This is a genomic window from Chamaesiphon sp. OTE_20_metabat_361, assembly GCF_031364565.1.
Genome location: NZ_JANLWO010000436.1, coordinates 1 through 9,356 on the forward strand (window position 1 = coordinate 1; position 9,356 = coordinate 9,356).

The following is a 9,356-nucleotide window of genomic DNA, read 5'->3' on the forward strand; positions in this document are numbered from 1 at the left end:
AAATTCCGCTCCACAATCTCCGCGAAGCGATTCGGCAAAGCCGACGCTAAGCGAACGCAAACGTGTTGTTATTACTGGTTTAGGCGCGATTACGCCCATTGGAAACACCTTAGCTGAGTATTGGGAAGGCTTGGTGAGTGGGCGGAATGGGATTGGGGCGATTACGCACTTTGACGCGTCCAAGCACGACTGTAGGATTGCGGGAGAACTCAAAAATTTCGACCCGCTGCTGTATCTCGAAAAGAAAGCAGCTAAACGGATGGATCGTTTTGCTCAACTGGCTGTCTGTGCTACCAAACAAGCCATCCTCGATTCGGGATTGACGATCGATCCGACCAATGCCGATCGAGTCGGTGTTACGATCGGGACGGGGATTGGTGGACTGAAGATCCTCGAAGAACAACAAGAAATCTACTTGACAAAAGGCCCCAGCCGTTGTAGTCCGTTCATGATTCCGATGATGATCGCCAATATGGCAGCCGGACTCGTCGCGATCGAAATCGGTGCCAAAGGCCCCAACTGCTGTACCGTCACGGCCTGTGCCGCAGGTGCAAATGCGATCGGTGAAGCATTTCGACTAATTCAGGGTGACTACGCCACAGCGATGATTTGCGGCGGTACAGAAGCCGCGATCACACCCCTGGGCATTGCTGGATTTGCTGCGTGCAAAGCCGTCTCCACCCGCAACGACGACCCCCTCCACGCCTGTCGTCCGTTTGATGTCGGACGCGACGGCTTCGTCATGGGCGAAGGTTCCGGCATCTTAGTACTCGAAGAACTCGAACACGCCCAAAATCGCGGCGCGAAAATCTACGCCGAAGTCGTCGGCTACGCGATGACCTGCGATGCCTATCACATGACCGGACAGACCCCCGGTGGCATCGACGCCGCCCGCGCCATGTCCCTCTGCCTCAAAGATGCCCGACTCGCACCCGAAGCCGTCAGCTACATCAACGCCCACGGTACCAGCACCCCCATCAACGACCCCACCGAAACCGCCGCCATCAAAAAGGCACTCGGCGACCACGCGTACAAGATCGCGGTCAGTTCCACCAAATCGATGACGGGACACCTCCTCGGCGGAGCAGGCGGCATCGAAGGAGTCGCATCCGCCCTCGCCATCCATCACAGCATTATCCCTCCCACGATCAATCTCGAAACTCCCGAAGAAGGTTGCGATCTCGATTATGTCCCCCATGTCAGTCGCGCTGCCAATGTCGATGTCGTGTTATCCAATTCCTTCGGTTTTGGCGGACACAATGTGACTCTGGCATTCCAGAAATACGTGTAAAATGGAACCTAACAACGAACAAGCTCAGGGTCTTTATCGACTTTGTTATCGATTGACTAACGTAATTTATACTGGCTGGCAATACAGAGCTATAGAACTCGTCAGAATCGATGAGCGAACAGGGAATGTATACGTGCTGGCTGGTGATAGTGATTTTGAGATTAAGCCGACAGGAGGGTATGAGCCATGACATCAGCTAATTATGAAACGATGGGACTTGGTGAGCTACGTCAATATGTACTTACCCATCGTGAAGATATTCAGGCTTTTCATGTGTATGTAGATCGATCTAAAGCATCAGGGCGGATGATTACGATCGATCCCACCGATCCTCGATGGGAAGCAAATTTACTCCAGAGAATTGAATCGCAAACATCTGGTGAAGCGAATAACTAGAATACAAGTAGGGTGGGCATTGCCAACCAGTATATTATCGATTTAATTAAATAGATTTTAAAACAGATATTCGATCGATCGATTAGTATGATGTTATACGATCTAAATCTCTCAGATTGAATTGGAGATTGTAAGCGATCGCAAGATAGTATCGACTCTGATTGCTTCGGCTAAATATAGTCTGTGGGCAGTGCCCACCCTACATTTTTAATAAGGTGGAAAATTGCGATCGCTTAATCCAATTTATCGATCGCCATACCAATCGTGGCACAGAATACAAGTCGTGTCGTCCCAGTAGGGTGGGCAATGCCCACCAATATATTATCGATTTAATTCAATAAGTATTTGACGACCTGATTAAATAGATTTTAAAACAGATATTAGAGCAATTAGTATGATGTTATAGGATACAAATTCGCCAGATCCACTTAAGTAAGTATAAGCGATCGAAAGATAGTATCGGCTCTGATTGCTTCGGTTAAATCTAGTCTGTGGGCAGTGCCCACCCTACATTTTTAATAAGGTGGAAAATTGCGATCGCTTAATCCAATTTATCGATCGCCATACCAATCGTGGCACAGAAGAACTTCCGGAGATATTCGGTGAGGGCGTTGGAGTAGAAGATCTGGGGGTGGAATATCTAGAGCGATTTCTCGATCGAGACTGGGTGCAACTCCAAAGCTATTGGCAATCTCAAAGCGATCTCTGGATCGAAGCCTTGATTTTATTGCTCAGAGATATGGATTTAGCTCAATCGAGAGATATTTTAGTAAATATTGTTTTATTAGGTAGCGATGAATCAGCTTTGAATGCGATCGAATATGTTCGAGATTTTATCGGTGCATTAAATCCTGAAGTTAGAGATCGGATTGAAGCGAAGATGTCTACAATCGTTTTAAAGCGATTTTAGCGATCGTACTTAGGTATTTTTTGTATATTTAAGATTGCGACCTTACCAAGTACTGAAGCAATCGATTCCGCAAGCGGACGCTACGCGTTGGCGTAGCCTCGCCTCTGGCGATACGGCTCAGGTCAGCAGCAACAGAAAAAGTGACAATCCATTGCCGATCGGCTGCTAGCTCTAAAAGTTACTTAGAGCTAAATAAACAAGTAATTTGGCGTATTCTAATTAACTGAGTTAAGTAGCTACAATTTAGCAGCAAGCTGTAATCCACGCTACATTTTTAGTTTCCTGTGATGTAAATCACTGGCAAACACTCGATCTAACACACAGCTATTAGTAATAATAACGTCGAAATAGAACATAATTATCGATTAGACAATCGTTCGACCGTGAGTAGTTAATTTAAAATTTGATAGCACCGTGTTAACTAAAAAAACAACTTTAGAACGGTATCCCTACCATCATAATCCACCAGCGCGATCGAGACCCAGTGCCAATACGGGAGCGGCACAAACCGATAATTTAGGACAGTCGATCGGTGTTACCCTGCTAAGTCGATCGCCGATCGACATTCATTACTCTTACATCAGTAATATTCGGCTCGTCGATTTGCAGTGGCAAAAGACATTTACCCTAGAACGGAGTCCGATCGATACAGATTATACGATTTGCGTGCCGATCTCCGGTCGGATCGAGTGGCAACACGCCCCCCATCTGGTAACGACAGCAGTGGCGATCGATCCAGATGGTGCGTTTCCAGGGATTGCCAGCACGAACGGACGGGTATTGGTGGTGGGATTCGATCGCTCATCGATCGAGTTGGTACTGGCTAAATTGCTCGATCGCGAGTTAAAACAGCCGATTTCGTTCGAGTCGGCGATCGATCTCGATACCGATTTTGGCACGAGTTTGAAAGAATTTATCGAATTTTTGGGACGATCGCACGCTCCGGGGCTGAATCTTACCTCACCCACGATTCAGGAAGAACTCGCAGGTGCGTTATTGACTTGCTTGCTTAAAGGAGTCAAGCATAACTACTCCGACGAGATCTTGTACTGCTGTCAGGGCGCGTTTGCTTGTTATGTCAAACAAGCGAGTTCGTTTATCGCGGCGCATCTTCAGGAGGAGATCGAACTCGCTGATATTGCCGCTGCGGTGAATATTTCGCCCCGACTGCTCCAAAAAGCCTTTGCCCAAGAATGTGATTGCTCGCCGATGCGCTTTGTCTCGCGATCGCGGCTAGAGCGGATCCGGCAGGAATTGGAACGATCGAGCGATGCTACGCGGATTATCGACGTGATGATGAATTACGGCATCACTCAGGGGGGCAAGTTTGCCAAGGAATATCAGCAATTATTTGGTGAAAAGCCTTCGGATACCCTCAAACGCGCCAGTCAACTCGATCGACACCCGCGTATGTGGCAAGAGATCGACGATGCCTGCTCCGAGCGGATCGTTGGCGGAGCCGTCATCGCTCATACCGCAGGTAGCAGTCGCTCGGTGCCCATGCCCCCATGCGAGCGCGCTCCGGCACTCTGGGGTAGTTACTGGCGATCGATCGGGATCGATCTGAGCGCACGGCTGTATGGCGATCTCGATGTCTAAAAATAAATTGAATGTGCCAAATACGATCCGATTCGGACATTCGAGTTCGCAATTGACATTTTTCAGAATAAAATTGCGGCGTATTATAGACCTATTGAAACATTCAACTTCCAAGCAGCTCGATCGACAGCGTTACTCAGTCAAATCTACTTTGAAATGAACTCGTTCTCAGCTAAATTTTGGGGGTTGAAATGGCATCATTCACTATTTACTTTCTTGGAGAAATCTCATGACTAATAACTTGTGGATCGAACTGTCTGATGATTCCGCTCAAAATATCAGTGGTGGTTTTGATTTTGGGCCTAGCTCGTTGACAACAGTGAAATTTGGTTTTCTGTCTGGTAGTTTGATTGCTGCTGGAACTGTGATTAAAGGCAACACCGCAATCGGTGAATCTGATAACAAAGCACTAGGTTCCAGCACGTTTACCAACGGCGTTGTAATTAACACTGCGGTTCAAGGTATGGGTTCTTCGACAAAAGTTACTGGCGTAGCAGCAGTCAACTAATCTCTCGATGATTTTAGCTCAGATCTAATAGCTTAAATTATCGCCAGTCGATCGAACTAGAGAACCGATTTAGATCGCCTTTGTTCTCTAGTTCTTCACCAATGAATTTAAACGATCTTAGTAGCCAAAAATAGCAACTGCTGAGAAAATTAATCTTTTCTTAAATAAGTAAGTAGTGGCGTACCATCGCGCGTCCGAATCGCCCATAGATTATTATTTTATGACTGAAACAACTACCAAAAGCTTGTATGAACAGTCTTTGAAGGACTTTTATATTGAAGAAATTGCCGACGTTTTAGCTGCTAGTATATCTGGTGGCGCGGGAGCAAAAGTCAATGCTAATGCTGCTGCCTCTGGGGACTTAACCTTTGCTGGAGCATACGCAAAAACATACGCCGAACAGATTGCTGATGTGGGATCGATCGCCTTTGGTTATGGGGCGAGTATCGCATTCGGCGATAATCCGACTTCGAGCGTAAAAGTTACTGGTACTGGCGATCGAGTCTTCGGGTATACGGCTAGTGAAACTGGCTCGCAAATATCCTTATCGCAAGGACTAGTTTTGGCGATCGATTGGAAATAATCAAACAACTAACAATCTCTGGAGTTACTATGAAAAATTCTCGTGCTGATGCCGCCACAACTGCTCAAAATTTCCACTCGATCGAGTTGTCCGATACCCTCGCCGCCAGTATCAGTGGCGGGATGAGTGTTGTTGCCAGCGCCTCTTCTGATAGTAGCGAAGCAACTAGTTCGGAGATGACAAGTGCGATCGCCGGATCGGGATTGAATGTATTGGCAAATGACTCGATCGGTCAAGGCAAATCGTTTACATTATCGTTGCCAAACGAGCCGACGATTACCGCAGATGTGCTGGTGCAAGATCTTGCGATCGGCAGATTTGACTTTAAAAATCCTAAATTAAAATTTGCCTTTGCAAAATTTCTCGTCCATTAGGTGATTTGGGGTTTGGAGTTACTGCGTAGTCTGTGTTACCCCACCCCAGCCCTCCCCTTATAAAGGGGAGGGAGTAAGACAAAGCCCCCCCTGCTTGGTGCGCTTACACTGTCGGGGAACCCGAACAGTGCGCGCATCCGCGCATATTCGGGGGGGTTGGGGGGGTAACACGGGATTTCGATCGCCATAAAAGTTTCTACCGATCTGAAGCATCACGCCCCGATCGGATCGCAGTTTTTAATTTTCTCAATCGTACCAACTCCATGCGCTACGCCTGCATCCTCCAACATAGCGAAGAAGACTGCGGAGCCGCCTGTCTAGCCACCGTTGCCAAACACTACGGGCGGAACTTTGCCATGTCGAGGATTCGCGAAGCAGTGGGGACGGGAGCTTTAGGTACCTCTTTATTGGGTTTGCGGCGCGGCTCGGAGGCGTTGGGCTTTCACGCGCGGCAAGCAAAGGCGACAGAGCAAGCGATCGAGCATCTCAATGAAGCACCGCTGCCATTTGTGATTCACTGGAAAGGCAATCACTGGGTCGTCCTTTATCGCCAGCGCGGTCAGAAATACACGATCGCCGATCCGGCTGTCGGGATTCGCCATATCACCAAACAAGAATTATTGGAGAGTTGGTCGAATGGCATCATGCTGATCCTCCAGCCGGATGAAGTGCGATTTTACGAGCAGCCCGACGATCGCGTTGGTGGATTCGGGCGCTTTTTGCGGCGGGTATTTCCCTATCGCTGGCTATTGATCCAAGCAACAGCAATCAATATTACGATCGGGATCTTGGCACTGGCAATGCCGATCTTGATGCAGGTACTCACCGATGACGTGTTGGTGCGGGGCGATGTGCAACTGCTGACGACAGTATCGATCGCGGTAATTGCCATGAATGTCTTTCGGAGTGCGATCGGTCTGATTCAGTCGCATTTAGTCGGACATTTCGGAGTGCGATTGCAACTGGGCTTGACGCTCGATTATGGTTTCAATCTATTGCGGCTACCGCTGACATATTTCGACGCGCATCGCAGTGGTGAAGTCATCAGTCGCTTGGGCGACGTGCGGACGGTGAATAATTTAGTCGGGCAGATCGTCCTCGGTTTGCCCAGTCAGTTTTTTATCGCGATCGTTTCCCTGATTTTGATGTTGCTGTACTCATGGCAACTGAGTCTGGCTGCGATTGGTGCCTTTATCCTCGTGACGATCGTCAATCTCCTATTTCTACCCGCTCTACGCCAAAAGACGCGCAGCCTAATCGTCGAAGGGACGGAAAATCAAGGATTTTTGGTCGAAACCTTCCGCTCTGCGCTAGTCCTGAAAACCACCCAAGCCACGCCGCAAGTCTGGGATGAGTATCAGTCAAACTTCGGCAGACTGGCGAATTTGAGCTGGGGGACGATGAAGCTGGGGATGTACAGCTCGACGTTGACGGGGATTATTTCTAATTTAACGACGATCGGGTTGCTGTGGTTGGGTAGTTATTTAGTCATTGATAAAACGATGTCGATCGGGCAATTGATTTCTTTTAACGGGATGAGCGGCAACTTTCTCGGCTTTCTCGGGTCGCTCGTCGGCTTGACCGATGAATTTATTACCGCCCAAATCACGATTCAGCGGCTCTCCGAAGTGCTGGACGCGCGACCGGAAGAAGTGTTTACCACCCCCAAACCGTGGGCTAAGATCCCTGCTACTGCCGATATTGATTGTCTGGGAGTTAATTTTCACCATGCCGGACGGATCGATCTGCTCAAAGATTTTAACCTCACCCTACCTGGTGGCAAAGTTATCGCCCTGATCGGCGAATCTGGCTGTGGTAAAAGTACCCTAGTCAAACTGATTGCCGGATTGTACCCGCTGCAATCGGGCAATATTCGCTATGGCAAATATAACCAACAAGACCTATCGCTGGAATGTCTGCGCCAGCAGGTCGTATTGGTCGCCCAAGACGCTCAATTTTGGAGTCGATCGATTATTGATAATTTCCGACTGGCGCATCCCCACGCCTCATTTGAACACATCATCAATGCTTGTCAACTGGCGGGAGCTGATGAATTTATCAGCCAATTACCAGATAAATATCAAACCATCCTGGGTGAATTTGGCGCGAACTTATCCGGCGGTCAAAAACAGCGGTTGGCACTCGCCCGCGCCTTGGTGACTTCCCCCGCCGTGCTGATTTTGGATGAATCCACAGGCGCACTCGATCCGACGACCGAAACTCAGGTATTGGAGCGAGTCTTGCAAGCACGGCGCAGTCGCACCACGATTCTCATCAGTCATCGTCCCCGCGTGGTATTACGGGCAGATATCGTCGTCTACCTCGATCGCGGCACACTCGAACTCGTCGGTTCGCCTAGTGAATTAGCCAATATTCCTGGCAAGCATCGCGATTTTTTACAACCGTAAATAGGGTTTAGTCCGTAGGGTGCGTTTCTGCGCCAGCAAAACGCACCAATCCTCAAACGCACCAATCCTCACTCGATCGAACATCTACGGTGCGTTACCCTTGCGGGATAACACACCCTACCTTTAAAAATACTTTTTAATCATGATTATGAGTGATTTTGATTCCCGCAATGGTAAAGGTAATGCTAGTTTCCTCCACAGCAAAGACAGCACGATCGATTTGCCCGTTAGCGGTGCGATCGTCACAAACTTACCGCTATCGGTAGCCGAACCCAGTGGAGCCTTATTTGCAGACTCCGACCCCAGCAGCGCAATAGTAGTAGTGCCACAAGCGAGTAGTGCGTTATTTTTCCCCCAACAGATCGATGCCGAACTGGTGCGCCAGACGACACCAGATGAATATTTACCCCCGATCGGTCGCTGGATCTCGATTTGCGGGGTGGCGACGATCGGCATCTTCTGTGCGGCGATCGGCTTAAGTTCGATTCTCAAATATCAGACGACTGTGCAAGCACCCGCTACACTTCGCCCCACAGGCGAGCTGCGGATCGTCCAGTCGGCGATCGAAGGTTCGGTAGCGAGCATTCCCGTGCGCGAAAATCAAGCCGTCAAAGCTGGAGATATCATCGCCACTGTTAAAGATGTGCGCCTAGAGAGCAAACTCAAAACCAAACGCGCTCAATTAAGCGGCGATAAGCTCAAAAATAAGCACCAAGTCGGTAAAATCGACGCGCAACTCAGCGCCCTCCAGCAGCAAAATCTGGGCGAACGAGATCAAAACGATCGATCGATCGCTGGAATTCAAGCCGAACTCAGTCGAGCCGAACGCGACTATCAGGACAAACAACGGATCGGTCGCGCCGAAGTTGCCGAAGCGAGCGCCAATATCGAAACAGCTAAGAAAGACAAGCAAGCCGCCGAGATGGAATTACTCGTCGCCACTGCCAATCTCAAATCGATTCAATCCGCCCATCAAGCCGCAGTAGCCAAACGCGATCGCTATCAGAGCGTTGGTGCTGCGGGAGCGATTTCTCAAAACCTAGTCGAAGAGTCTCAACTAAGCGCCGAGCAACAACTCCAAGCGATCGCCGCCCAAAAAGCCACCCTCGCCAAACAACAGCAAACCATCGCCCGTCTTCAGCAAATCATCGTCTCGACTCAAGCCAGATCGACCCGCACTCAAGTCGCCCTCGATCCCAGCCGCGCCGACATCGAACTAGTCCAGCACAAAATCGAGCGCGAACGCGCCAATGGCAAAACCGCGATCGCCCGCTTCCAGCAAGAACG

10 protein-coding genes are annotated in these 9,356 nt (G+C 49.2%); all 10 read left to right on the plus strand.

What is annotated here, in order from left to right:
- Positions 1-70 precede the first annotated feature (70 nt).
- A complete protein-coding gene (gene fabF / locus RMO35_RS12795; RefSeq protein ID WP_309741679.1) occupies positions 71-1,291 on the plus strand; it encodes a beta-ketoacyl-ACP synthase II in 1,221 nt (406 codons plus the stop codon).
- A 1-nt stretch (position 1,292) separates the two neighbouring features.
- Positions 1,293-1,481, plus strand: coding sequence for a DUF6888 family protein (locus RMO35_RS25355; protein WP_396135063.1), 189 nt, complete (start codon positions 1,293-1,295; stop codon positions 1,479-1,481).
- On the plus strand, positions 1,478-1,687 hold the full coding sequence (locus RMO35_RS12800) for a DUF6887 family protein (RefSeq protein ID WP_309741670.1): 210 nt from the start codon (positions 1,478-1,480) through the stop codon (positions 1,685-1,687). Before RMO35_RS25355 ends, RMO35_RS12800 begins: the two co-directional genes overlap by 4 nt.
- A 523-nt stretch (positions 1,688-2,210) precedes the next feature.
- Entirely contained in the window at positions 2,211-2,597 is a 387-nt protein-coding gene (locus RMO35_RS12805; RefSeq protein WP_309741671.1) for a hypothetical protein, read from the plus strand.
- 414 nt (positions 2,598-3,011) lie between these two features.
- A complete protein-coding gene (locus tag RMO35_RS12810) occupies positions 3,012-4,196 on the plus strand; it encodes a helix-turn-helix transcriptional regulator (protein ID WP_309741672.1) in 1,185 nt (394 codons plus the stop codon).
- Between the two features lie 229 nt (positions 4,197-4,425).
- Positions 4,426-4,704: a hypothetical protein gene (locus RMO35_RS12815; RefSeq protein ID WP_309741673.1), complete on the plus strand. Its 279-nt coding sequence runs from the start codon at positions 4,426-4,428 to the stop codon at positions 4,702-4,704.
- 220 nt (positions 4,705-4,924) lie between these two features.
- Positions 4,925-5,287: a hypothetical protein gene (locus RMO35_RS12820; RefSeq protein ID WP_309741674.1), complete on the plus strand. Its 363-nt coding sequence runs from the start codon at positions 4,925-4,927 to the stop codon at positions 5,285-5,287.
- Between the two features lie 29 nt (positions 5,288-5,316).
- Positions 5,317-5,661 (plus strand): hypothetical protein, encoded by a 345-nt coding sequence (locus RMO35_RS12825; protein ID WP_309741675.1) that lies wholly within the window; start codon positions 5,317-5,319, stop codon positions 5,659-5,661.
- Positions 5,662-5,924: 263 nt separating this feature from the next.
- Positions 5,925-8,069 carry a peptidase domain-containing ABC transporter gene (locus RMO35_RS12830; RefSeq protein WP_309741676.1) on the plus strand — a complete coding sequence of 715 codons (2,145 nt, stop codon included), beginning with the start codon at positions 5,925-5,927 and terminating at the stop codon, positions 8,067-8,069.
- A gap of 148 nt (positions 8,070-8,217) precedes the next feature.
- The coding region (locus tag RMO35_RS12835; protein ID WP_309741677.1) for a biotin/lipoyl-binding protein at positions 8,218-9,356 on the plus strand (1,139 nt) is incomplete at its 3' end.